Annotated in this window: 19 protein-coding genes; 5 read left to right on the forward strand and 14 right to left on the reverse strand. The window is 72.8% G+C overall.

Going from position 1 to position 23,785, the window contains the following annotated elements; genetic code table 11:
* Positions 1–146: 146 nt before the first annotated feature.
* Genes AB4880_RS18885 through AB4880_RS18895 form a run of 3 tightly spaced genes read left to right on the forward strand, consistent with a single transcriptional unit; the run spans position 147 to position 5,766 of the window.
* A complete protein-coding gene (locus AB4880_RS18885) occupies positions 147–650 on the forward strand; it encodes a hypothetical protein (RefSeq protein WP_367920773.1) in 504 nt (167 codons plus the stop codon).
* The gene (locus tag AB4880_RS18890; RefSeq protein ID WP_367920774.1) at positions 647–3,172 is read left to right on the forward strand and encodes a CDP-glycerol glycerophosphotransferase family protein; all 2,526 of its coding nucleotides are present in this window, start codon (positions 647–649) and stop codon (positions 3,170–3,172) included. Before AB4880_RS18885 ends, AB4880_RS18890 begins: the two co-directional genes overlap by 4 nt.
* Positions 3,169–5,766: a CDP-glycerol glycerophosphotransferase family protein gene (locus AB4880_RS18895; protein WP_367920775.1), complete on the forward strand. Its 2,598-nt coding sequence runs from the start codon at positions 3,169–3,171 to the stop codon at positions 5,764–5,766. Before AB4880_RS18890 ends, AB4880_RS18895 begins: the two co-directional genes overlap by 4 nt.
* On the opposite strand, the gene AB4880_RS18900 is transcribed toward AB4880_RS18895, so the two are convergent.
* The gene (locus AB4880_RS18900) at positions 5,729–7,708 is read right to left on the reverse strand and encodes a DUF6077 domain-containing protein (RefSeq protein ID WP_367920776.1); all 1,980 of its coding nucleotides are present in this window, start codon (positions 7,706–7,708) and stop codon (positions 5,729–5,731) included. The genes AB4880_RS18895 and AB4880_RS18900 overlap by 38 nt on opposite strands.
* Before the next feature lie 104 nt (positions 7,709–7,812).
* Here AB4880_RS18900 and AB4880_RS18905 point away from each other — a divergent pair, with 104 nt between their 5' ends.
* Positions 7,813–9,438, forward strand: coding sequence for a glycosyltransferase family 39 protein (locus tag AB4880_RS18905; RefSeq protein WP_367920777.1), 1,626 nt, complete (start codon positions 7,813–7,815; stop codon positions 9,436–9,438).
* A 16-nt stretch (positions 9,439–9,454) separates the two neighbouring features.
* Here AB4880_RS18905 and AB4880_RS18910 read toward each other — a convergent pair whose 3' ends face one another.
* The 13 genes from AB4880_RS18910 to AB4880_RS18970 form a co-directional block, all read right to left on the reverse strand.
* Positions 9,455–9,916, reverse strand: a complete 462-nt coding sequence (locus tag AB4880_RS18910) for an acyl-CoA thioesterase (RefSeq protein ID WP_367920778.1) — start codon at positions 9,914–9,916, stop codon at positions 9,455–9,457.
* Positions 9,913–13,494 (reverse strand): chromosome segregation protein SMC, encoded by a 3,582-nt coding sequence (gene smc / locus AB4880_RS18915; protein ID WP_367920779.1) that lies wholly within the window; start codon positions 13,492–13,494, stop codon positions 9,913–9,915. The genes AB4880_RS18910 and smc overlap by 4 nt, the downstream gene beginning before the upstream one ends.
* Positions 13,495–13,557: 63 nt before the next feature.
* A complete protein-coding gene (locus tag AB4880_RS18920; RefSeq protein ID WP_367920780.1) occupies positions 13,558–14,820 on the reverse strand; it encodes an MFS transporter in 1,263 nt (420 codons plus the stop codon).
* Between the two features lie 50 nt (positions 14,821–14,870).
* Positions 14,871–15,380: a Uma2 family endonuclease gene (locus tag AB4880_RS18925; protein WP_367920781.1), complete on the reverse strand. Its 510-nt coding sequence runs from the start codon at positions 15,378–15,380 to the stop codon at positions 14,871–14,873.
* A gap of 285 nt (positions 15,381–15,665) precedes the next feature.
* Complete coding sequence (locus tag AB4880_RS18930) at positions 15,666–15,863, reverse strand: hypothetical protein (protein ID WP_367920782.1); 198 nt, start codon at positions 15,861–15,863, stop codon at positions 15,666–15,668.
* Between the two features lie 78 nt (positions 15,864–15,941).
* Positions 15,942–16,811 carry a bifunctional DNA-formamidopyrimidine glycosylase/DNA-(apurinic or apyrimidinic site) lyase gene (gene mutM / locus AB4880_RS18935; RefSeq protein WP_367920783.1) on the reverse strand — a complete coding sequence of 290 codons (870 nt, stop codon included), beginning with the start codon at positions 16,809–16,811 and terminating at the stop codon, positions 15,942–15,944.
* Positions 16,811–17,650 (reverse strand): ribonuclease III, encoded by an 840-nt coding sequence (gene rnc / locus AB4880_RS18940; RefSeq protein ID WP_379228329.1) that lies wholly within the window; start codon positions 17,648–17,650, stop codon positions 16,811–16,813. Before rnc ends, mutM begins: the two co-directional genes overlap by 1 nt.
* Entirely contained in the window at positions 17,571–17,756 is a 186-nt protein-coding gene (rpmF, locus tag AB4880_RS18945; RefSeq protein ID WP_141006753.1) for a 50S ribosomal protein L32, read from the reverse strand. Before rpmF ends, rnc begins: the two co-directional genes overlap by 80 nt.
* A 40-nt stretch (positions 17,757–17,796) precedes the next feature.
* Positions 17,797–18,321, reverse strand: coding sequence for a YceD family protein (locus AB4880_RS18950; RefSeq protein ID WP_367920784.1), 525 nt, complete (start codon positions 18,319–18,321; stop codon positions 17,797–17,799).
* Positions 18,322–18,441: 120 nt separating this feature from the next.
* Complete coding sequence (coaD, locus tag AB4880_RS18955; RefSeq protein WP_367920785.1) at positions 18,442–18,924, reverse strand: pantetheine-phosphate adenylyltransferase; 483 nt, start codon at positions 18,922–18,924, stop codon at positions 18,442–18,444.
* Positions 18,921–19,514 carry a 16S rRNA (guanine(966)-N(2))-methyltransferase RsmD gene (rsmD, locus tag AB4880_RS18960; protein ID WP_367920786.1) on the reverse strand — a complete coding sequence of 198 codons (594 nt, stop codon included), beginning with the start codon at positions 19,512–19,514 and terminating at the stop codon, positions 18,921–18,923. Before rsmD ends, coaD begins: the two co-directional genes overlap by 4 nt.
* The gene (locus AB4880_RS18965; RefSeq protein WP_367920787.1) at positions 19,511–21,760 is read right to left on the reverse strand and encodes an ATP-dependent DNA helicase RecG; all 2,250 of its coding nucleotides are present in this window, start codon (positions 21,758–21,760) and stop codon (positions 19,511–19,513) included. Before AB4880_RS18965 ends, rsmD begins: the two co-directional genes overlap by 4 nt.
* Positions 21,761–21,767: 7 nt before the next feature.
* Complete coding sequence (locus AB4880_RS18970; RefSeq protein ID WP_367920788.1) at positions 21,768–23,453, reverse strand: DAK2 domain-containing protein; 1,686 nt, start codon at positions 23,451–23,453, stop codon at positions 21,768–21,770.
* Positions 23,454–23,592: 139 nt separating this feature from the next.
* Between AB4880_RS18970 and rpmB the strand changes: the two genes are divergently transcribed.
* The gene (rpmB, locus tag AB4880_RS18975; RefSeq protein WP_038680308.1) at positions 23,593–23,778 is read left to right on the forward strand and encodes a 50S ribosomal protein L28; all 186 of its coding nucleotides are present in this window, start codon (positions 23,593–23,595) and stop codon (positions 23,776–23,778) included.
* Positions 23,779–23,785 lie beyond the last annotated feature (7 nt).

Consider the following 23,785-nt stretch of genomic DNA (forward strand, 5'->3'; position numbering starts at 1 on the left):
CATCATCGCCGACCACCGCGGTGATACCGAAACCCGCGCACCGGCCCTCGCCGCTGATGCCCGGTCGGCGCCCCGATGCGTGTTAGCGTTCCGGGCGACCGCGAGCGGCCCGACCAGGTGGCCGCCGATGTCGAGAGAGCACAGGTTTGGACTCGGAGCAGCACACCGACGCGGACGTCGAGGTCTCCCGCCTCCGCGACGAGCTCCGCCTGTCCCGGATCGAGCTCGCCCAGCTCCGCGAGGAGCAGGAGATCGACCGCGAGGAGCTCGCCCGCGCCCGGCGCACCGCCGACCGCCTGGTGACCCTCAGCACCCGCCTCGACGAGCACCTGCGCCAAGCCGCGCGCCGCGGCATGCGCGTGCGCCGCGTCGTACGACGGTTCGCCCCTTACCTGCCCGACCAGAGCGAGATGGCCGACCTCGACCTGCTCGAGTCCTCGCCGCTGATGGACGGCCCCTGGTACCTCCGCGAGTACCCCGGCGTCGCCGGCACCGGCATGGCCCCCGCGCTGCACTACCTGCGCCGCGGCGCCCAGGAGGGCAAGAACCCCGGGCCCGCGTTCGACGCGGTGTCCTACCGCGCGCGCCACGGCGACCTGCCCGCCGACGCCAATCCCCTGCTGCATCATCTGCGGGCCGGCGGCAGATGACCGCCGAGCAGCCGTCCGACGCCGGACTCGGGCCCCGGCTGGACCGGCTCGCGGCGGTCGCCCCGGAGCACCGCACCCGGATCGAGGCGACGATCGTCCGCGACCTGGTCGACCCGGCCTACTACGCCCACCACAACGCCGACGACCTCGCGTCCGGCGAGGACCCGGTCGAGCACTTCTGCCGGGTCGGCTGGAAGGCGCTGCGCAAGCCGCGCGCCGACTTCGACGTCTGGTGGTACTGGTTCAACCATCTCGACCCGTCCAGCGACGCGGTCAACCCGCTCGTCCACTACGCGCTGTCCGGGCGTGAGCGCGGCCTGTCCACCCGGCCGGAGTCGACGAAGGCGCGCCCCGGCCACCGGCTCGAGACCGGTGCCGGCGGCGAGGGCGGCCAGGTACGCCGGGCCTGCCTGTTCGCCGGCTACGACGCCGACCAGGTCATCGACGAGTCCGTCCTGCTGCTGATCCGCGAGCTGGCCCGCTTCTGCGACGTCTACTACCTGGCCGACGGCTACCTCCCGCCCGACGAGCTGGCCAAGCTCGACGGCATCACCGCCGGCGCGTGGGCGATCCGCCACGGCTCCTACGACTTCGGCTCCTACGCGATGCTCGCCCGTGAGCTGGTCGGCTGGGAGGCCCTCGAGGCCTACGACGAGGTGCTCTTCGTCAACGACAGCTGCTTCCTGCTGCGCCCGCTCGACCAGGTCTTCGCCGAGATGGCCGACCGGCCCTGCGACTGGTGGGGACTGCAGGCGACCAAGGGCCTGGCGAGCACGGCCCACGAGCCGTCCAACCGCTTCTCCCGGGTGATCCCGCTCGACGAGGTCCGGGAGCGGATGCTCGACGGCTACGAGGACGACCCGGTCTACGACTTCCACGTCGGGTCCTACTTCCTCGCCTTCCGCCGACCGGTGCTCGATGACCCGCTGTTCCGGCGGCTGATCGACTCGGTCGCGCCGCAGCGCGGCAAGCTGCTCGTCGTCCTCAAGTACGAGGTGGGGCTGACCCACCTGCTCATCGGCCGCGGCTTCGCGTTCGACACCTTCGTGCCGGCGCTGCACCCCTTCCACCCGATGTTCTCCGAGACCCACTTCACGCTGATCGCCGAGGGCTTCCCGCTCCTCAAGCGCTACCTGATCGGCCAGAACCACTACGACATGCCGGGCCTGGCCGGCTGGGCGGAGCGGATCCGTGCGCTCGCCCCCGACGCGCCCGTCGACCTGTTCGCGCGCACCCTGGCCCGCACCGCCCCCGACGACCGGGTCCAGCACAGCCTCGCGATCACCCAGGACCCCGACGGCACCGTCATCGTGCCCAGGGCCGCGACAGGCAAGGGTCTGCTCCGGCGCGACCGCAAGGTCCCCAAGCACGACGACCGCTGGGTGTTCGTCGTCGATCCCGACCTGCACATGCTGCCCGACAACAGCCGGGCGCTGATGGAGGCGGTGCGCAACGAGGCGATCAACCTGACCGTGCTCACCCGCTCACGGCGGGTAGCGGTGCCGGGCATCGACCTGACCACCGCTCCCCTGCTCAGCCGCGCGGGCCGCGAGGCGCTGCTCGGTGCCGGCCGGGTGTTCGTCGCCAAGCAGCCGCGCCGCAGCGTGCGCGGCGCGCTCGACCTCGACCAGCACGAGGTGGTGGTGGTCCGCGACGGGCTGATCCTCGAGCGCGACGTGGCGACGCTCCGCGCGCCCCAGCTGCCGCCGCCGGTCCCGCCGGCGCGGGTCAACAGTCCCGACATCGTCGCCGAGGAGCTGCTCCACCCGACCCCGGAGCCGAACCTGACCGGCCTGCTCGCCGCCTCGCGCCTCGACCAGCTGGCCGCCGTGGCGACGTACCGGCCGGCGGGCTACGACCAGGTCTGGCGCACCGGCCTGCCGGCCCACGACTTCCTGCACCGCGCCCACGACGAGCTGCCCGCCGACCTGCGCGAGCAGGAGACCGCCGTCCGCAGACTGCTCGACGGCCGCCGACTGCTGCTGCTCCTGCCGACGATCCGCGACGCGGGCGCCGCGCCGGCGTACCCGTTCAGCCCGGCCGAGATCGACCGGATCCGCGCCTGGGCCGACCGATCCGGGGTCGTGCTCGGCATCCGCGAGCGGATCGGCGACGAGGACCGGCCCTACACCCGCCTCCTCGGCGAGCACGCGCTCGACCTCTCCCACCGGCGCTTCCCGTCGCTTCATGCGGTGCTGCGCGCGGCCGACGCCGTCCTCACCGACCACGCGAGCGCCGCGCTCGACTTCGCCGTGCTGGGCCGGCCGCTGATGGCCTTCGTGCACGACCCGGTCGCGGCGGCGCAGCGCGTCGTCCTCGACCTCGACCACTTCTTCCCCGGCCCGGTGGCCCACGACTTCGACGAGCTCGTCGCCGGCCTGGAGGGGCTGCTCGACGGCGAGTCCCCCGCCCTGGCCCGGCATCGCGCGCGGGTGAGGTCGCTGCTCGTCGACCACCTCGACGACGGCAGCAGTGCCCGCGTGGTCGAGATGCTGAAGAACCGGAACGGAGCACCGCGATGACGCCCGCCGAGTTCGTCGAGCGCTGGCACGCGTTCGTCCGCCGCTGGGACGACGTTCGCGCGAACGACCCGGTCGCGGCCGAGGCGCTGGTCCGCACGGTCGTGACCGACGGACTGACCGCCGACACCTCCACCGGCCTCTCCACCGGCCTCTCCATCGGCCTCGCCCCCGACGACGACACGGTCGCGGCGGCCGAGGCCGCCGTCCTGACGGCGGCGGGCGACGCCTTCGACACGGCCGGCTACACCGCGGCCAACCGCGACGAGCTGCAGGCCACCGGCCTCGACGCCCTGAGCCACTTCTGCCAGAAGGGCTGGCGCTGGCTGCGCAGCCCGCGCCGCGACTTCGACGTCTGGTGGTACTGGAACGAGCACCTCGACCCCACCCGCGTCGAGGTCAACCCGCTCGTCCACCACGTCCTGCACGGCCGGGCCGCGGGCCTGGCCACGCGGCCTGAGCCTGCGCCGGTCCGCGCCGACGCCCCGCGGCTCGACCCGTCCTCGCGCCGCGCCTGCCTCTTCGCGGCCTACGACGTCGACGGGGTCGTCGACGACTACGTCATCGCCTACCTCACCGAGCTGGCCCGGCACGCCGACGTCTACTACCTCGCCGACTGCCTGATGGCCGACGGCGAGCTCGCCAAGCTCGACGGCATCGTCCGCGGCGCGTGGGCGGCGCCGCACGGCCGCTACGACTTCGGCTCCTACGCCCGGCTCGCCACCGAGCTGGTCGGCTGGGACGCGCTCGACGCCTACGACGAGGTCGTCTTCGCCAACGACAGCTGCTACCTGCTGCACCCGCTCGACGACGTCTTCGCCCGGATGGACGCCCAGGCCACCGACTGGTGGGGCCTGCAGGCCACGCGCGCCGACTTCTCGCGCGACAACGGCGACGACGAGCCGATCCCGCTCGCCGACGCGAAGGCGATGCACCCCGCCGAGGAGGACTGGGACCCCTACCTCCGGATGCACCTGAGCTCCTACTTCGTCGCCTTCCGCCGTCGGGTCGTCGCCGACCCCGGTTTCCGCCGGCGCATCGAGCAGGTCAGCCGCCAGGAGCACAAGGGCCTGGTCATCCTCAAGTACGAGATCGGGCTCAGCGACCACCTCAACAACGCGGGCTACGACTTCGCGGCCTACGTCGACAGCCTCTATCCGTTCCACCCGCTCTACACGCCCGACTACTTCACGCTGCTGGAGAAGGAGTCGTTCCCGCTCGTCAAGCGGCTCTACCTCGGCGAGAACGTCAAGACGCCCGACCTGTACCTGTGGAAGGACCGGGTGCGCGCGGTCTTCCCCGACGCACCGGTCGAGATGATGGAGCGCAACCTGCTCCGCGTCACGCCTGCCGACCGCCTCTACCGGGCCCACAGCATCCGCACCCTCCCCGACGGCACCGTCGAGGACAGCCGCCCCGTCGGCAAGCGCGCCTTCCGCGCGCTCGACCGCACCGCGCCGAAGTTCGACCACTGGTGGGCGTTCCCGGTGTGCGCCTTCGACCACACCTTCGCCGGCAACGAGCGCGCGGTCTTCGAGGAGGTCCGCGACGACCCGGCGATCAAGAAGATCATCCTCACCCGCTCGCGCCGGATCGGTGTGACCGGCGAGAACGTGGTCGAGGTGCCGCTGCGCAGCAAGGAGGGCCAGCACTACCTCGCGCGGGCCCGGCAGATCTTCGTCAAGCACGGCCCCTTCGTCAACGCCCACTGGCCGATCTCGACCACCGCGCACAACGTCATCAACCTCTGGCACGGCATCCCGCTCAAGCGGTTCGGCACGGCGAGCCTCGGCCTCAGCCCCGAGGTCGCCGAGAGCAACATGTTCAACAACGCCGGCTCGCGCGCGGTCATCACGTCCAGCGCCGTCGACAGCCTGGCCATGACGTCGGCCTTCTTCCCGGTCGGCTACACCGACCTGTGGCCCACCGGCCTGCCGCGCAACGACTTCGTCGTCCGCCCCGACGAGCGGCTGCCTGCCGACCTCCGCGCCGCGGCCGACCGGCTGCGCGAGGAGGTCGCCGGCCGCCGGCTCGTGCTCTTCCTGCCGACCTTCAAGGACGGCCAGGCCGACTCCTACTACCACTTCTCCGACGCCGAGATCGCCCGGCTGGGCCGGTGGGCCGAGGCCAACAACGCGGTCATCGGCGTCCGCGAGCACATGGCCGACAACGCCCGCACCTACTCGCGCCTGCTCGAGCCGCTGCACCCGATCAACGTCTCCTCACGCCGCTACCCCGACCTCGAGGTGCTCTACCGCGTGGCCGACGCGCTGATCAGCGACTACTCCAGCTGCCTGGTCGACTTCCAGCTGACCGGGCGTCCGGTCATCAGCTTCGCCTACGACCTCGACCGCTACGCCCACAGCGAGCGCGGACTCTTCTACGACCTCGACGAGGTCCTGCCCGGCCCGGTCTGCCGCACCTTCGACGACCTCGTGGACGCCCTCGACCGGGTCTTCGACGAGCCGACGGCGGAGCAGCAGGAGGAGTACGAGTGGCGCCGCCGGCTGTTCTTCGACCACCTCGACGACCGCGCCTCGGCGCGCGTCGTACGACGGGTCAAGTCGCTCTACCTGGGCGACGTCCCGCTCGACTGACGTGGCAGCGCATGCTGCCGACCTGCCGGAGGCTGCTGTCGCCCACGGCGGCGATGAGCACCCGCACCGCCTCGGCGTCGTCCGCCGGGACGCACGCGAGTGAGACGTCGAGCAGGCCGAGCGCGTCGCGGACCCGGGGCACGGACACGACCTCGCCGTGGACCAGCCGGTAGAGGATGTGTCGCTCGTCGACATGCACGGCCGGGTCGGTGACATTGGGCAGATAGAAGTCCCTCGGCACGACGGCGAACGGGCCCACCTTCGAGATCGCCAGGATCTCCATCTGCTGGGGCGGGAGCAGCCAGAGCCCCGGCGGGACCGACAGCCGCTCGGCCGCCCGCACGTCGGTCAGGGCCTGCTGGTCGACCTTCCACACCGGTCGTGCGGTCAGGTCGACGCCGGCCGCGGACGACCAGAGCCAGCGACCGCCCAGTGTCACCGCGACGACGAGCGCCACCGCCGTCGCCACCGGTACGACGAGCCCGACGACCCGACCGGGCAGCGGCACCGTCACCAGCAGGCCCACCAGCACCCAGACCGGCAGCGTGATCGCGAGTCGCCACACCACCGGACCGGCTCCGGTCACGGCGTCCGCCGCGTCGAGGATCCCGGGCAGCAGGGTCGCGGCCGTCGCCAGCGCGCCGCAGCCGATGACGACGGCTGCGGGGCCGCGGACGAGCGTCACGCCGAGCACGGCGGCGCCGTACCCGATGAGGGCCATGACGCCGACGACGCCGAACGCGATCACGAAGGTCTCCGCCGGCGTCGCCGGCACGACCGACGGATCGCCGATGGCGGCCGACGTCATCTTCTGGGCCAGCGCATTGCCGGCCGGTCCGACGGCGAGGCAGACGGCACCGAGCAGCAGCCCCTTCGAGCGGAGCACGGCGGCCGCCACGAGCGCCGCACCGACCACGACCGGACCGACCAGCGCCGAGGTCGTCGTCAGCCCGACGAGCGCGATGCCGGCCGCCAGCAGGAGGGCCAGCTCGCGCAGCCGCGGCCGGTTCGCGAGCTTGCTGAGACAGAGCCAGATCAGCGGGAGCAGCACGGCGACGGCGATCACCTTGCCCTGCCAGATCCGGTCGATCGAGAACCTGCCGACCATCGACTGGGCGCTGGCGAGGAGGAACACCACACCGGTCACGAACGCGAGCAGGGCACGGCGCGGCGCCCACTCCCGCAGCAGCCGCCAGCCGATCCAGCCGACGAGCGCCGACAGGACGGGCACGCAGACCAGATAGGCGACGGTCGGGGCGGTCACGCCGAAGGTGTGGGCCAGCACGCCCTGGAGCGCCTCGATGGACGGCGTCTCGAGGCCGCCGCGGTCGGCCGACGCGAGCCGGCCGGGGCCGAACATGGTGTCGCGCTGCAGGACCGTGCCGTGCTGGGCGATCCACGTCGCTCGGTTGACGTAGAAGACGTCGTCGGCGTTGGGGTGGTTGATGAACGAGGCGAGCGCGCCGAGGCCGAGGCTGACCAGGGCCGCGATGCCGTGCTGCCAGCCCGGTACGTCGAGCGGGCGCCCGGCGGCATGGGCGCGACGGCGCAGCCACGGTGCCAGGTGCACGACGATCACGACGGCCGAGACCAGCGCGAGCACGGTGTAGCCGACCGCGGCGCGCAGCAGGATGACGACCGCCAGCGCCACCACCAGCCCGATCGTCAGCGGCAGGCGGTGCCTCCCGGGCTCGGGCGGCTCCTCGTCGTCGTCGGGCGTGCGCAGGCGGTGGGCGGTCACCGCGCCGCCCGCGGCGAGCGCCGCCGCCAGCACGAGCCACGGCCAGCCGGCCCACCACAGCGAGCCGCCGCGCGCGAGGACGACCTCGTAGACGAGGGTCCACACGGCGAACGCGACGACGCCCCCGTCGATGACGCCGTCGACCAGATCCGGCCAACGAGACCGGCGCGGCTGCGGCGGCGGGAGCGCGGGCTGCGTCACGACCGCAAAGATAGCCCGCCTGCCCCGACGTACCTGGCGACATGTCCGAGCACACACCGGCGCGGACCACGGCCGGGACCGACCCGTCGGGTATCGTCCCAGCGGTGTCAGCGGAGACCATGGAGGCCACCACATCAGCCGAGGCCCCGTCCTTCGACACCGCTCGCTGGGCCGCCCGCCTGGGCTGGCTGACCCGCGTCGGCTGGCCGCAGTCGCTCGTCGCCGGTCTCGTCGGCGGCATCGTGGTCTTCTGGCTGCGGACGCTGCCGATCGTCTCCGACCCGTTCAGCTATGTGCACACGGGCATGGAGTTCCCGCACCCGACCTGGAACATGGTCGGTACGACGCGCTACGGCATCGTGCTGCCCCTGGTGCCGATCACCCGGCTGTTCCACGACTCCGAGGCGACCTTCTACCTGATGCCGGTGGTCGCGAGCGCCGTCCTGCTCGCCAGCGCGCACTGGCTCGCCTCCCGGACCTTCGGGCGCGCGGCCGGACTGGTCGCCGTCGTCCTGCTGCTCGGCTGCAGCCCGATCCTGCTCAACGCCACCCGGCTCTACCCGGACATCTTCTCCGCGAGCACCACCACGCTGGCCGTCGCGGTGGCGGTGGCGACCCGTGACCACTGGCGGCGTCGTCCGGACGCCCGGCTGGTCGGCGTCGTCCTGCTCGTCCTGACCGGTCTCGCGGTCGGCCTGACCTGGTGGATGCGCGAGACGTCGGTCTTCGCGTGGCCCGCGGTCGCCGTCGCGCTGCTCTGGAAGGGCGGTCCGCCGCGCCGCCTGGTCGCGCTCTGCGCCGGTGGCGCCGCGCTCGCCATGTTCCTGCTCGAGATGCTGATCAGCGCGCTCGTCTTCGACGACCCGATGGCGCGGCTCAACGCGCTCACCGGCTCGGACATGTCGGCGACGACGAACCCGCTCGACCTGCCCTATCTCAACCAGGGCCGGCTCTCCTACTTCGCCGTCATCCCCCGCGTCATGCTGACGCTGCCCGACGGCCCGTGGATGGTCATCTGCGGCGCCCTCGCCGTCGCCGGCGCCCTGCTCGTCGGTCGCCGGATCGGGTTCTTCACGTTCTGGTTCCTCAGCACCCTGGTGCTGCTGATCCTCGCCGGCGGCACGCTCAACCCGGCCTCGCCGTCGCTGCGGCTCGACCTGGTCCGCTACTGGCTGCCGTTCCTGGTGCCGATGATCCTCGCCGCGACCGGAGCCCTGGTCCTGGCCGCCCGCGCGATCGCCTCCCAGCTCGGCGACACGCCCTGGCTGACCGGCACCCGGCGCCGCGTCGTCCTGGTCGTCGTCGCGGCCGGCCTGGTCCTCGCGCCGGTGCTGCCGACCGCGCAGATGGTGCGCAAGGACCCGCAGTTCGTGGTCACCAACGGCGGCATCATGAACGACTTCCGCGACTGGCTCGGCGCGCACCGCTCCGAGGTCAAGGTGATGTACGCCGACCTCGCGACGCAGCGCCAGCTGCCGACGTACGCCCGCACCTTCTGGGGCTCCCCCGTCGCGAACGTGACGTTCCGCCGGATGGAGCTGCCCTTCGCCCCGAAGCCCGGCAGCTATGTCGTCTTCTTCAGCGAGAACCAGTCCGTGTGCCTGTTCTGCGCCGACTGGGAGGCGCAGATCCGCCAGAAGCGGCCGCACATCACCGCGCAGTGGGACCTGGTCTGGCGCAGCCGCGACTCGATCTTCAAGATCTACCGCGTGCCGGACGGCCCGGCCTGACTCAGGACACCACGACTCAGGACACCACGAGCGGCGCGACCGCCGTACGGATCAGGTCGGGGATCGGCGTCGGAGGCCGCGCCGGGTCGTCGTTGTCGACGTAGACGTGCACGAACCGGCCCTCGGCCGATGCCAGCGCGCCCTCGCCCTCGGGGTCGCCCTGGAAGAGCCCGACCCGGTAGATGACCGACGACGTGCCGAGCCGCTCGACGGCCAGCCCCATCTCGATCGGGCGCGGGTAGCCCATCTCGGCGAAGTAGCGGCACGACACCTCGGCCACGACGCCGATGGCGGGCAGCGTCCGGATGTCGACGCCGGTGGCCTCGTGGAGGTGGGCGTTGACGGCGGTGTCGATGAGATCGAAGTAGCGCGCGTTGTTGAGGTGGCCGTAGACGTCGTCGTCGGACCAGCGGGTGGTCGCCGTGCGCCAGGCGCGGTAGGACGACCGGTCGGGCCGGGTGCGGTCGGGTGCGCTCACGCGGACTCGTCCCGCAGCCGCTGGCTGATGACCGCCGAGACGCCGTCGCCGCGCATCGTCACGCCGTAGAGCGCGTCGCCGACCTCCATGGTCCGCTTCTGGTGGGTGATGACGAGCAGCTGGGAGTGGGCACGCAGCTCTTCGTAGATCTCGAGCAGACGGCCGAGGTTGGTGTCGTCGAGCGCCGCCTCGACCTCGTCGAGGATGTAGAAGGGCGACGGGCGCGCCTTGAAGAGCGCGACCAGGAAGGCGACGGCGACCAACGAGCGCTCGCCGCCGGAGAGCAGCGAGAGGCGCTTGACCTTCTTGCCCGGCGGGCGGGCCTCGACCTCGATGCCGGTGGTGAGCATGTTGGCCGGGTCGGTCAGGACCAGCCGGCCCTCGCCGCCGGGGAAGAGCCGGGCGAAGGTCTGGTCGAACGCCTTGGTGACGTCGGCGTAGGCCTCGGTGAAGACCTGCTCGACGCGGGCGTCGACGTCCTTGACGATGTCGAGGAGGTCCTTGCGGGTGGCTCGCAGGTCTTCGAGCTGCTCGGAGAGGAACTGGTGGCGCTCCTCCATCGCGGTGAACTCCTCCAGCGCGAGCGGGTTGACCTTGCCCAGCATGGTCAGCGCCTTCTCGGCCTGCTTGAGCCGCTTGACCTGCTCCTCGCGGACGTAGGGCACGGTGCGCGGGACGTCGTCGCCCTCGTCGTCGGCGCCCTCGCTCGCGGCGACGGCCTCCGACGGCTCGAGCACGGGCACCGGCTGGTCGGGGCCGTAGTCGGCGATCAGGCCGGCCGGCTCGAGGCCGAGCTCCTCGAGGGCCTTGATCTCGATCTGCTCGATCCGCATCCGCTGCTGGGCGCGCGCCATCTCGTCGCGATGGACCGAGCTGACCAGCTCCTGCAGCTCGCGGTCGAGGTCGCGCAGCGACTGACGCACCCCCATCAGCTCCTGCTCGCGGCCGCGGCGGGAGTCCTCGATGGCCTGGCGCCGGCGGCCGGCCTCGTCGACCGACCGCTCGAGGCGGGTGAGCACGTAGCCGACGGCGGTCGCGACCGCCTGGCCGGCGCGGCCCTCGGCGAGCAGGCGGGTACGGCGCTCGGCGGCACGGGCCCGGGCGGCGCGCTCGGTCTCGGCGGCCTTGCGCATGCCGTCGACCCGGCCGTGCAGGGCGCGGGCGCGCTCCTCCGACGTCCGCAGCGCGAGCCGGGCCTCCATCTCCGACTGCCGGGCGGCGCGGGTGGTCTCGACCAGCCGCTCCTGCTCGGTGGTGTCGGGCTCCTCCTCGGTGTCCTGCTCGGCGCTGGCGAGCCGCTGCTCGAGCTCGGCGAGCCCGACCAGGGCCTGCTCGCGGGAGGTCTCGGCCTGCGCGATCGCCTCGGTCATCCGCTCGGCCTCGGCGCGGGCGGCGCGGGCCAGCGAGCCGTGCTGGCCGAGCTCCTCGGCGACCGCGGCGAGGGTGGCGTCGGACTCGTGCAGCTTGGCCAGCGCGACGTCGACGCGCTGCTGGGCCGCGGCGCGCTCGTTCTCGAGCCGGGCCAGGTCGAAGCCGAGCCGCTCGGCCGCGGCGACCGCCTCGGCCAGGGACGCCGTGGCCTCGTCGACCGCGGCCTGGATCTCGATGAGGCTCTGCGTGGCGTGCGAGCCGCCGGAGGCGAAGTGGGAGCCGAACAGGTCGCCGTCGCGGGTCACCGCGACCACGTCGGGCAGGTCGGCGACGAGGGCGCGGGCGGCCGCGAGGTCGGCGACGACGGCCACCTTGCGCAGCAGCCGGTTGAGCGCGGGACGGATCGAGGCCGGGCAGTCGACCGCGTCGGCGGCGTAGGTCGAGCCGGGCGGCAGCGCCGGCCACGCCGACGTGGTCTCGGCCTCTCCCCCGCCGAGCAGCAGCCCGGCGCGGCCGAGGTCGTCGTTCTTGAGGTGGTCGATGGCGGCCACGGCGGTGTCGGCGTCGGTGACGGCGACCGCGTCGGCCGCGGCGCCGAGCGCGGCGGCGACCGCGCCCTCGTAGCCGGCGCGGACCGCGACCAGCGCGGCGACCGAGCCGAGCAGGCCGGAGATCTCGTCGCTGGCGGCGAGCAGCGCGCCGGCGCCGTCCTTGCGGGCCAGGCCGAGCTCGAGCGCCTCCTTGCGGGCGCTCAGGCCGGCCTTGTCGCGGTCGGCCTGCGCGGCCTCCGCGCGGACCTTGGCGAGCCGCTCGTCGAGGTCGTCGAGCGCCGCGACGGCGCCCTCGTGCTCGGCGTCGAGCCCCTCCTCGCCGGCGTCGAGGCCGGCGACCCGGGTCTCGAGGGCGGTGAAGTCACGCTGGGAGCGCTCGGCCCGGGTGAGCGCGTCGGCACGCGCGGCCTCCAGCCGGCCGATCTCCTCCTCGGCGGACGTCGCGCGCGAGCGCAGCGTGTTGACCTGGCCGTGCAGCCGGGCCAGGCCCTCGCGGCGGTCGGCTGCGGCGCGGAGCAGCCCGGCGACCCGGCGCTCCTCGGCCGCCGCGGCGTCCTCGGCGTCCCGACGGGCCTGGACGGCGTCCTCGAGCGCCGTCTGCTGCTGCGCGACGAGCGCGGCGATCTCGGCCTCCTGGGCGGCCAGCCGCTCGGCCTCGGCCTCCAGCTCGTCGGGGTCGCGGCCCTGGCCGACCTCGGCCTCGGCGACGCCCGCGGCATTGCGGACCCGCTCGGCGGCGAGGCTCTGCAGGCCGCGGTAGCGCTCGCGCAGCGCGTTGAGCGACGACAGGGTCTCCTGGGCGGCCGACAGCGCGGGCAGGTCTTCGCGCAGCGCCGCCTCGAGCGTGGCCTCCTGCTCGCGCGCGGTCACGACGGCCCGCTCGACCTCCTCGCGGCGGGCGAGCAGCACGCTCTCGTCGGCGAGCTCCTGCTCGAGCGAGGTCCGCGCGGTCACCAGGTCGTCGGCGAGCAGCCGCGCCCGGGCGTCGCGGACGTCGGCCTGGACCGTCGCCGCGCGCCGCGCCACCTCGGCCTGCCGGCCCAGCGGCTTGAGCTGGCGCCGGATCTCGCTGAGCAGGTCGTTGAGCCGGTTGAGGTTGCCCTCGGTGGAGTCGAGCTTGCGCAGCGCCTTCTCCTTGCGCTTGCGGTGCTTGAGGACGCCGGCGGCCTCCTCGACGAAGCCGCGCCGGTCTTCCGGCGTCGCGTGCAGGATCTGGTCGAGCTGGCCCTGGCCGACGATGACGTGCATCTCGCGGCCGATGCCGGAGTCGCTGAGCAGCTCCTGGACGTCGAGCAGCCGACAGGTGGTGCCGTTGATGGCGTACTCCGAGCCGCCGGTGCGGAACATCGTCCGGCTGATCGTGACCTCGGAGTATTCGATCGGCAGCGCGCCGTCGGAGTTGTCGATGGTCAGCACCACCTCGGCGCGCCCGAGCGGCGGGCGGCCGGACGTGCCGGCGAAGATGACGTCGTCCATCTTGCCGCCGCGCAGGCTCTTGGCACTGGCCTCGCCCATCACCCAGGCGAGGGCGTCGACGACATTGGACTTGCCGGAGCCGTTGGGACCGACGATGCAGGTGATGCCGGGCTCGAGCTGCAGGGTGGTCGCGGACGCGAAGGACTTGAACCCCTTGAGGGTCAGGCTCTTCAGATACACGCGGTCTCCCTTCGGGGTCGGGTGAGGTGGTTCCGACGCGGGGGAAGCTCGGCAGGCCTCAGGCTACCCCGCGGGGGCGACGGAACCGTGCACCCGAGTGTCGACGTCGGCATGGGCGATGTGCCCGAGCTGGCGCCAGACCAGCGCCAGCGTGAGCGCCGATCCGCCGAACGCGAACCAGAACGGCGCCAGCACGCCCCCGTGCTCGGCGATCAGGCCGCCCAGCCCGCTGCCGATGACCGTGCCGCCGAAGATCGCCACGCTGTAGACCGACCCGACCCGCCCCTGGTACGCCGTCGGCACCGCCCGCTGCCGGACCGCCTGCGAGAGCGTCCCCCACGCGAAGGCGTAGACCCCGAAGCCGAACATGATGAGCACCGCGATCCACGGCACCCGGGTGAGCGCGAAAGCCAGGTGCATGAGGACCTCGAGCACCAGGCAGGCGCGCATCAGCGTCGCCAGCGGGACGTGCCGCTCCAGCCAGCCGTAGAGGAAGGTGCCGACCAGCCCGCCGGCGGCCGACGCGGTGGTGAGGAGGCCGTAGCCGACCGGGCCCATGTGCAGGACGTCGAGCGAGTAGAGCACCAGCATCGACCAGGACGCCGCCCAGGTGATGTTGAACGTGACGATCACCAGCGCCAGCGTGCGGATCGCGGCGTGGCCCATCAGCCAGCGGACGCCGTCGCCGATGTCGCGCAGGACGTGGGTGTCGACGTCCTCCCGGACCGGTCCGGGCGGCAGCGCGATCCGGGTCGCCAGGATGACGCCCAGCAGCCCGCAGACGATCTCGGCGCCGAAGGGCACCGCCATCCCGACCGCGAACAGCGCCGCGCCGATCGGGGCGCCCGCGAACTGGTTGAGCGTGATGAACCCCGCCTGCAGCCGCGCGTTGGCGATGCCGAGGTCGGCCTTGTCGACGAGCATCGGGAGGAAGGTCCGGTAGGCGGTGTCGGCGAACACCTCGGCCGTGCCGAGCACGAACATCGCGCCGAGCACCAGCGCGATGTCGACCGCCCCGGTCAGGATCGTCGCGCACAGCACCGCCAGCACCGCGCAGCGCAGCAGGTTGGCGACCACCACCATCCGCAGCCGGTCGACCCGGTCGGCCACCGCCCCGGCGAGCAGCCCGAACAGCAGCCACGGCAGCCCCACGAGCAACATCGCCATCGACACCAGCCCCGGCGAACGGGTCTGCGAGGCCACCAGCAGCGGCCCCGCCGCGAGCGCGATCCCGTCGCCCAGGTTGCTGAACCAGGCCGACACCATCAGCCGCCGGAACCCGGGTCCGAGCCGCGCCGGCGCGACTGCTTCGATGACCCGGCTCACAAGGTCGAGACGTTAGTCACCGGGCGCGACGGGCGCCACTCGATGGCGAGTCAGCCGAAGAGCTCGCTCAGGTCGATCGACACCTCGCCCCACTCACCCACGTCGATGCCGCCGAAGGGGTGGTCGTCGTCGAGCGCGAGCAGCTGCTGCCAGCCCCGGCCGTCGTTGCCGAAGATCGTCAGCGTGCGGTGGTCGCGGTCGACGATCCAGTACTGCGCAATGCCGGCGCTCTGGTACTCCCCCGCCTTGCGGACCGTGTCCTCGCTCGCGGTGCTCGGCGAGACGACCTCGACGACGAGGATCGGGAGGTGGTCGTCGTAGACGAGATCCTCCTTGGCCTCGAACACCGCGATGTCGGGCACCCGGAGGCGGTCGGCGTGGCGCCAGCCGGCATCGACGCGGACATGCACCTCCGGCACGAGGTCGGCCTCGATCCGGTTGGCCAGGCGGCGCTGGATGTCGTTGTGGAAGCTGGACGCCGGGGGGCTCACGATCGCCTGCCCGTCGACGTATTCGGCCTTCGGCCGGTCCCGGAGCGCCAGGAAGTCGTCGAGCGACATCGGCACATACTCCGTGCGACTCGGCCACGGTAGCTCTGGCAGGACGGACATCCGGACCTCTCCGCTCCTCGACAGCTTCGCCACATCCAACGCCCCCACTTTCACACGCCGTCGCCCGATGCGACAGCAGGTGACGGCAACCCTGCACGAGTTCGCGGATCCGTGCCGAGCTCATCCACAGGCCCCGAACGCACTCGGACCACCCGACGCCACACGGGCGGGGGTGGTCCGTTACTGGGGGTGGGTGCACCTGGGGCGACGACGGGAGCTCGTCGTCGGAGTCCGTCAGGCCGGCTGCATCTCCTGCGCGTCGCCGGTCAGGATCTCGGCCGCGCGGGCCGACATCAGCTTGTCGTTCTCCTCCGAGAGGCGGAGGACGAGGGACTCCAGCTCAGCGACCCGGTTGCGCAGTCGAGCGTTCTCGAGGGCGAGACGGGGGTCGCGGAGGTCGCTGTTCAGGTGGCCGATCAGCGCCTTGGCCATGAAGTTGAGCCTTCCGGTTCGACGGGTGTCGGCCCGATGGGGGGCCGTCTCCAAGAGTCCCACTTACCACGGCCAGGGTCAAACGCGCGAGGCCACCCTCCGTCGCGGCGCCGGCTGGCACGTCGGGCAGTAGTACGACGAGCGGTTCATGAAGGCGACCCGGCGGATCGTCGTACCGCACCGGTCGCAGGGCTCGTCCTCGCGCCCGTAGGCGTGCAGCGAACGGTCGAAGTAGCCCGACTCGCCGTTGACGTTGACGTACAGCGCGTCGAACGACGTCCCGCCCTGCGCGAGCGCCTCGCCCATCACGGCGCGGGCGTGGCCGAGCAGCTCGACGGCCTGGGCGCGGGTCAGTCGGTCGCCGCGACGCTCGCCGTGCAGCCGGGCGCGCCACAGCGACTCGTCGGCGTAGATGTTGCCGACGCCGGAGATCAGGCCCTGGTCGAGGAGCAGCCGCTTGACCCCCGAGGTACGGCGGCGCAGCCGCGCCACGAAGGCGTCGTCGTCGAACTCCGGGTCGAGCGGGTCGCGCGCGATGTGCGCGATCTCGTGCGGCAGCTCGGCGCCGCCGACGGAGACGGACAGGCCGCCGAACATCCGCTGGTCGACGAAGCGCAGCTCGCGCCCCTCGGCCGCGCCGTCGAGGACGAAGCGGACGCGCAGATGGCGCTCGAGCGGCGCGGCGGGCGGCTGCACCAGCAGCTGGCCGCTCATGCCGAGGTGGCCGAGCACGGCATCCCCGTTGTCGAGGGGCAGCCACAGGTACTTGCCGCGGCGACGGGCGCCCTCGATCCGGCGGCCGGTCAGCGCGGCGGCGAAGCCGAGCGCGCCGCTGGGGTGGCGTCGTACCGGACGTTCGTGCAGGACGTCGACGGCACTGATGGTCGCGCCGACGACGTGGCGCTCGAGGCCGGCGCGGACGACCTCGACCTCGGGAAGCTCGGGCACTAGCTGCCCGAGGTGACCGACCGGCCGTGGGCGTCGAGGCCCAGGGCGGCGGCGATCTCGCCGAAGGCGGTCTCGGCGGCGCCCTGCTCGGCCTCCTTCTTGGAGCGGCCGGTGCCGTTGCCGTAGAGCTTGTCGCCGACCCGCACCTGCGCGGTGAAGGTCTTCATGTGGTCGGGACCGTCGTCCTCGATCACGTACTCCGGGACGCCGAGGCTCTGGTCGGCCGCGAGCTCCTGGAGCGAGGTCTTCCAGTCCAGGCCCGCGCCGAGCGCCGAGGCGGCCTCGATGAGCGGGTCGAACAGGCGGTGCACGACCTCGGCGGAGGTCACGATGCCGCCGCCGCTGAGGTGGACCGCACCGATCACGGCCTCGACCGTGTCGGACAGGATCGACGCCTTGTCGCGACCGCCGGTGGCCTCTTCACCGCGCCCCAGCTTGATGTGGGTGCCGAGGCCGATGTCGCGGGCGACGCCGGCCAGCGCGCGGGCGTTGACGACGGCCGCGCGGAGCTTGGCCAGCCGACCCTCGGAGAGGTCGGGGTGGGTCAGGTACAGCGTCTCGGTGACCACGACGCCGAGCACCGAGTCACCGAGGAACTCCAGCCTCTCGTTGGTCGGAAGACCACCGTTCTCGTAGGCGTAGGAGCGATGCGTCAGCGCGCGCTCGAGCAGCTCGGGGTCCAGGATCGGATCCCCGAGCGCTCGGCGCAGCTCGTCGTAGGCGCTGATGCCGCTGACCTGACGTCGGAGGTGGAAGGGCTCAGAGAACCTGGCGGCGGTCGGCGCGCGCGCCGTACTGGCCGCAGGTGCCGCAGGCGCGGTGCGGGAGGTGCTTGGCACCGCACGCGGGGTTCGCGCAGGTGACCAGCACCGGGGCGACAGCCTTCCACTGCGAGCGACGGTGCCGCGTGTTGCTGCGCGACATCTTCCGCTTCGGAACAGCCACTGTCTTCTCCTTGATCGTTGTGCGCGACGCCTCGTCGCGCTCAGTCCTTGGGGTCCTGCTGGAGCTCGGTCAGCGCCGCCCAGCGCGGGTCGATCGCAGCCTCGTGCGTGTGGTCCGGCTCGTCGGCGAGCCGCACCCCGCACTCGGGGCACAACCCGGGACAGTCGTCCTGGCACAGCGGCTGGAACGGCAGTGCGAGCACCACCGCGTCCCGCAGCACGGTCTCCAGGTCGAGCAGGTCGTCCTGGAGCATGCTGACCTCGTCGTCCTCCTCGGCTCCCTCGGTGTCACGGATGTCGTCGTAGACGAACAGCTCCTGGAACGTCACGGTGAGGTCGTCACTGATCGGCTCCAGGCACCGCACGCACTCGCCCTGCAGCACGGCCGAGGCCGAGCCCGTGACGAGCACGCCTTCCATGACCGCCTCCAGGCGCAGGTCGAGCTCGACCGGCGCGCCCTCGGGGACGGAGAGGACTTCGATGCCCAGATCTGCTGGTGCCGGAACTGTCCGCGACACCTGACGCTGGGACCCCGGGCGGCGTCCGAGCTCGCGAGTGTCGAGCACGAGCGGCGCTCTCGGGTCCAGGTTGTTCAGGGGTTCACTTCCAGGTCCGGGCACAACAGATCGGTCCAATGTTAGAGGGGCGGGTGGTGGACGGCCAACTCCGGGGCCGCCCACAGCGTGTCAGGCCCGCTCGCCCAGGCGCGTCGTGAGCCGGGAGAGCACCGCCGGGGGCACCAGCGCGGAGACGTCGCCGCCGAGCGAGGCGACCTCCTTGACCAGGCTCGACGATACATACCCCAGGCTCGCGGTGGTCGGGATGAAGATCGTCTCGACGCCGGCCAGGTGGGCGTTCATCTGCGCCATCGGCAGCTCGTACTCGTAGTCGTTGCCGCCGCGCAGGCCCTTCACGACCGCGTGCGCCCCGACCTGCTTGCAGAAGTCGACGATCAGGCCGGTGAAGCCCATCACGGTGACGTTCGGCAGGTCGGCGCACGCCTCGCGCAGCATCTCCAGGCGCTCCTCGGGGTCGAAGAGACGCGACTTGGAGATGTTGGTGCCGGTCGCCACGATCAGCTCGTCGAAGAGGCCGGCGGCCCGGCGGAAGATGTCGACGTGGCCGTTCGTGACCGGGTCGAAGGAGCCGGGGCACACCGCGCGGGTCATGGGGCGAGGCTATCGGGGCTGCTCGCCTCGGCGAGCCAGAGGTGGGTCTCCCCGTACTTCTTCAGGCGGCGCTTGCCGGCCAGCGGCTCGAGGCCGCGGGGCCACATCGGCTCGGCGCTGCGGCGGGAGCGCTCCACGATGACGAGAGCCCCCTCGGCCAGCCATCCCTGCGCCGAGAGGAGCGCCAGATCGTCAGCGATCGTGTCGTCGTCGAGTGGGTAGGGCGGGTCCGAGAACACCACGTCGAACGGCGCCGGGGCGCCGGCCGAGAGAGCCGACGTGACCGACCGCGCCACCACGTCGGCGACGTCGCAGCCGATCGCGCGGGCGTTGCCCCGGATCAGCTCGGCCGTGCGGCGGTCGGCCTCGACGAGCGTGACCGCGTCGGCCCCGCGCGACCAGGCCTCGAGTCCGATCGCGCCGGAGCCGGCGTACAGGTCGAGGAAGCGCAGCCCGTGCAGCGAGCCGGCCCACGCCTCGATCGCCGAGAACAGAGCCTCGCGGACCCGGTCGCTGGTCGGCCGGGTCTGGTCGCCCTTGGGCGTCTGCAGGCGTCGTCCGCCGGCCCGTCCGGCGATGATGCGGGTCACGACTTGTCCACGAACTCGGCGAGCTGCGACTGCTCGAGCGCGCGTACGGCGTCGGCCAGGCCGGGCGCCTGCCCGAGCTCGGCGTCGACGTCGAGCAGGCCCTCGGCGGCGTGCCGGGCGGCGACGATGGTGTCCTCGTCGCGCAGCACCCGCAGGTTCTCGAGGCTGGAGCGGCCACCGGCCTGCGAGGCGCCGAGCACGTCGCCCTCGCGGCGCATCTCGAGGTCGACCCGGCTCAGCACGAAGCCGTCGGTGGTCGACGCGACCGCGTCGAGCCGCTCCCGCGACGGCGACTCGGCCTCGGCGTGGCTGACCAGCAGGCACAGGCCGGGGAGGCCGCCGCGGCCGACCCGGCCGCGCAGCTGGTGGAGCTGGGAGATGCCGAACCGGTCGGCGTCGAGGATGACCATCGTGGTCGCATTGGCGACGTCGACGCCGACCTCGATCACGGTGGTGGAGATGAGGACGTCGAGGTCGCCGGCGGCGAAGGCGCGCATGGTGGCGTCCTTCTCGTCGGCCGGCAGGCGGCCGTGCAGCCGGCCGAGGCGCAGGCCGTCGAGGGGGCCCTCGGCGAGCCGGGCGATCATGTCCTCGACCGCGGCGGCGGGCGGCTTGGGCGCGGGCGCGTCGGGATCGTCGTCGTCGCGTGGCAGGTCGACGGCGTCCCTCTCCCCGGCCTCGAGCTCGTCGCCGGTGATCCGCGGACAGACGACGTAGACCTGGTGGCCCTTGCCGACCTCCTCGCGGATCCGCTCCCAGATCCGCGCCACCCACCCGGGGTGCTCGGCGAGCGGGACGACATTGGTCTGGATCGGCGCCCGGCCCGCGGGCAGCTCGCTCAGGGTCGAGGTCTCGAGGTCGCCGAAGACGGTCATCGCGACGGTGCGCGGGATCGGGGTCGCGGTCATCACGAGCAGGTGCGGCGGCGCCGCGGCCTTGTCGGTGAGCGCGGCCCGCTGCTCGACGCCGAAGCGGTGCTGCTCGTCGACGACGACCAGGCCGAGGTCGGCGAAGAAGACGTTGTCCTGCAGCAGGGCGTGGGTGCCGATGACGATGCCCGCCTCGCCGCTGGCGATCCGCGAGAGCGGGCCGGTGCGCTGCGCCTTGTTCATCGAGCCGGTGAGCAGCTCGACGCGCGTGCCCTCGCCCGATCCGAAGATGGTGCCGCCCTCGCCGAGGTCGCCGAGCATGGTCGCGATCGAGCGGTAGTGCTGCTGCGCGAGGACCTCCGTCGGCGCGAGCAGCGCCGCCTGGCCGCCGGAGTCGACGACGCGCAGCATCGCCCGCAGCGCGACCAGCGTCTTGCCGGAGCCGACCTCGCCCTGGAGCAGCCGGTTCATCGGGTGCGGCTGGGCCAGGTCGGCCTCGATCTGCTTGCCGACCTCGACCTGGCCGGCGGTCAGCTCGAAGGGCAGCCGCTCGTCGAAGGCCGCCAGGACGGCGCCCGCTCCCCCGGTCCGCGCGGTCGCCCCCTCGGCCTGCCGCGCGCGGCGACGCCGGCCGAGCACGAGCTGGGTGATCAGCGCCTCCTCGAACCGGAACCGGTGGTGCGCCTGCGCCACCTGGTCGCGGTCGTCGGGCTGGTGGACCCAGTCGTAGGCCTGCTGGATGCCGAGGACGTCGTACTCCTCGCGCAGCGGGTCGGGCAGCAGCTCGGCGACCGGCTCCATCACCTGGCGGGCGAAGGTGACCGCGCGGGCGATGTCCCAGGTCTCGACGCCCTTGGTGAGCGGGTAGATCGGGAAGAGCGGACCGAAGTCGAGGACGTCCCCGACGCCGGCGTCGTCCTCGTCGTCGCTCATGCCGAAGATCGTCATCGCCGGGTTGACCAGCTGCCACTGGTCGCGGAACCGGTCGGCCTTCCCGAGGAACACGCCGCGGTTGCCCTGCGCGACGCGGCGGGCGTGCCAGTGGGCGGTGTTCTGGTTCTTCGCGAAGAAGGTCATCTTCAGCGGGGGGCCACCGGTGCGCAGCACCGCCTCGACGCGGTAGGCCGGCCGGTTGGTGCGGCGGTCCTTGTAGGTCTTGATCTCGCACTCGGCGATCTCGCCGACGACGCACAGCAGCTGGCCGATGCGCAGGTTGTCGATCCGGGTCAGCGAGCCGGTCTCGAGATAGCGGCGCGGGAAGTGCCGCAGCAGGTCGCCGACGGTCTCGATGCCGAGCCCCTCGGCGAGGCGCTTGCGCTTCGCCGGGGTCGTGCGACCGAGCACCGTGGTCACGGACGATTGGAAGTTGATTGCCACCCGAGCCTCATTCGACGGACATCAGGAGCGGGTACCGCTCCTGGCCACCGTCGTACACCACGACGTCGACATGGGGATGGAACTCCTCGACCCAGGCGGTGGCGCGGTCGGCCAGATCGCCGCCCTCGGCGCCGCTGACGAGCGTCACCAGCTCGCCGCCGGCGGCGAGCAGCCGGTCGAGGACGACGAGCGCCACGGCGCCCAGCTCCTCGCCTACCACCGCGAAGTCGCCGGCGATGACGCCGAGCGCGTCGCCGGGCTCGCACGGCCCGGCCATGGTCATCGCCTGGCGGGCCGCGATGGTGACCGCGCCGTGCCGGACGTGGCGGGCGGTCGCCGTCATCTCGGTGACGTCCTGGTCGAAGGCGCGGCCCGGCTCGTGGACCGCGACCGCGGCCAGGCCCTGGACCTGCGTGTAGGTGGGGATCACCGCCACGCGCAGCCCGCGGGCGCCGTGGTCGGCCTCGGCGGTGCTGGCGGCGGCGAGCGCGGCGCGGACGGTCGGCTCGTCGTTGGGCAGGACGACGACCTCCTTGGCGCCGCAGGCCGTGATCGCCTCGATCAGCTCACCGGTGGACGGACGGCGTCCCGGGCCGCCGCGGACGACGACCGCGCCGGCCTCCTCGAAGAGCGCGGCGAGACCGGCTCCGGCGGCGACCGCGACCACCCGTCGTCCGGCCAGCGCGACGACCTCGGCCGCCGCGATCTGCTCGGCGAAGTGGGTGACGCGGATCCGGTGCGGGCGCCCGATCTCGAGACCGGCCTCGATCGCGGCCCCGACGTCGTCGGTGTGGACGTGGACGTTCCACAGGCCCTCGCGGCCGACCACGACGACCGAGTCGCCGAGCTCGCCGAGCCGCTCGCGCAGGGTCGGCGCCGCCTCGTCGTCGGTGTCGAGGAGGTACATCACCTCGTACGCCGGGCCGTCGGCGCTGAGCTCGTCGCCGTCGGGCGCGAGGTGCGGGACGGGGATGACGTGGCTGCCGAGCGGCGCGGTGACCGGGATCGGCCGGCGTCCGGTCAGCACCGTCTCGGCGGCGTCGAGGATCACCGACACCCCGCGCCCGCCGGCGTCGACGACGCCGGCCTGGGCCAGGACGGCGAGCTGCTCGGGCGTGTGGCCGAGCGCCTCGCGCGCGGCGGCCGCGGCGGCGGTGAGGACGTCGCTGCTGCGCCCGTCGTCGGCCTTCGCGGCGCTCATGCCGGCGTCGGCCGCGGCCCGCATCACGGTGAGCATGGTCCCCTCGACGGGCTCCCCCACCGCGGCATAGCTCGCCTCGGACGCGTGGCGCAGCGCCTCCGCCATCACCACGGCATTGCGCTCGCCGGGCGTCGCGGCCGCGATCCGGCGGGCGGCGGCGCCGAGCATCTCGCTGAGGATGACGCCCGAGTTGCCGCGGGCCCCGAGCAGCGCCCCGCGGGCCATCGCCGACAGCGGCGCCGTGGTCACCGGCCCCTCGGCGTCGCCGAGAGCGGCACGCATCGCGTCGCGGGCGGCGACCACGGTGAGGTACATGTTGGTGCCCGTGTCGCCGTCGGGGACCGGGTAGACGTTGAGGGCGTCGACCTCCTCGCGGGCCTCCGCGAGCGCGTCGACGGCGATGTCGACGAAGCGCACGACGGACTCGAGCGCGATGCCGCTCCGCCCCGGTCCGGCCGCCTGGGCCTCCTCGCGCGCCGTACCCTCGTCCATCGAGTGTCACCCTAGAGGAACAGCGTCGATTTCGGCCGATACGGCCCGGTCGGCTATTCTCGTCCGGTTGCCCGAAGCGCCTTCTGCGCGCGGGTATGTGAACTTGGAACCATCCGCAATCTCCCAGGAGTGAAACGCCATGGCCGCCGTGTGCGACATCTGCGACAAGAAGCCGACCTTCGGCAACAACCGGCCGTGGTCGCGCAAGATCACCAAGCGCCGCTTCGACCCCAACATCCAGCGCGTGCGCGCCGTCGTCAACGGCACCCCCAAGCGCCTCAACGTGTGCACCGGCTGCATCAAGGCCGGCAAGGTCACGCGCTGACGACTCA

It is taken from the genome of Nocardioides ginsengisoli (assembly GCF_039537225.1).
Classification (GTDB): Bacteria; Actinomycetota; Actinomycetes; order Propionibacteriales; family Nocardioidaceae; genus Nocardioides; species Nocardioides ginsengisoli.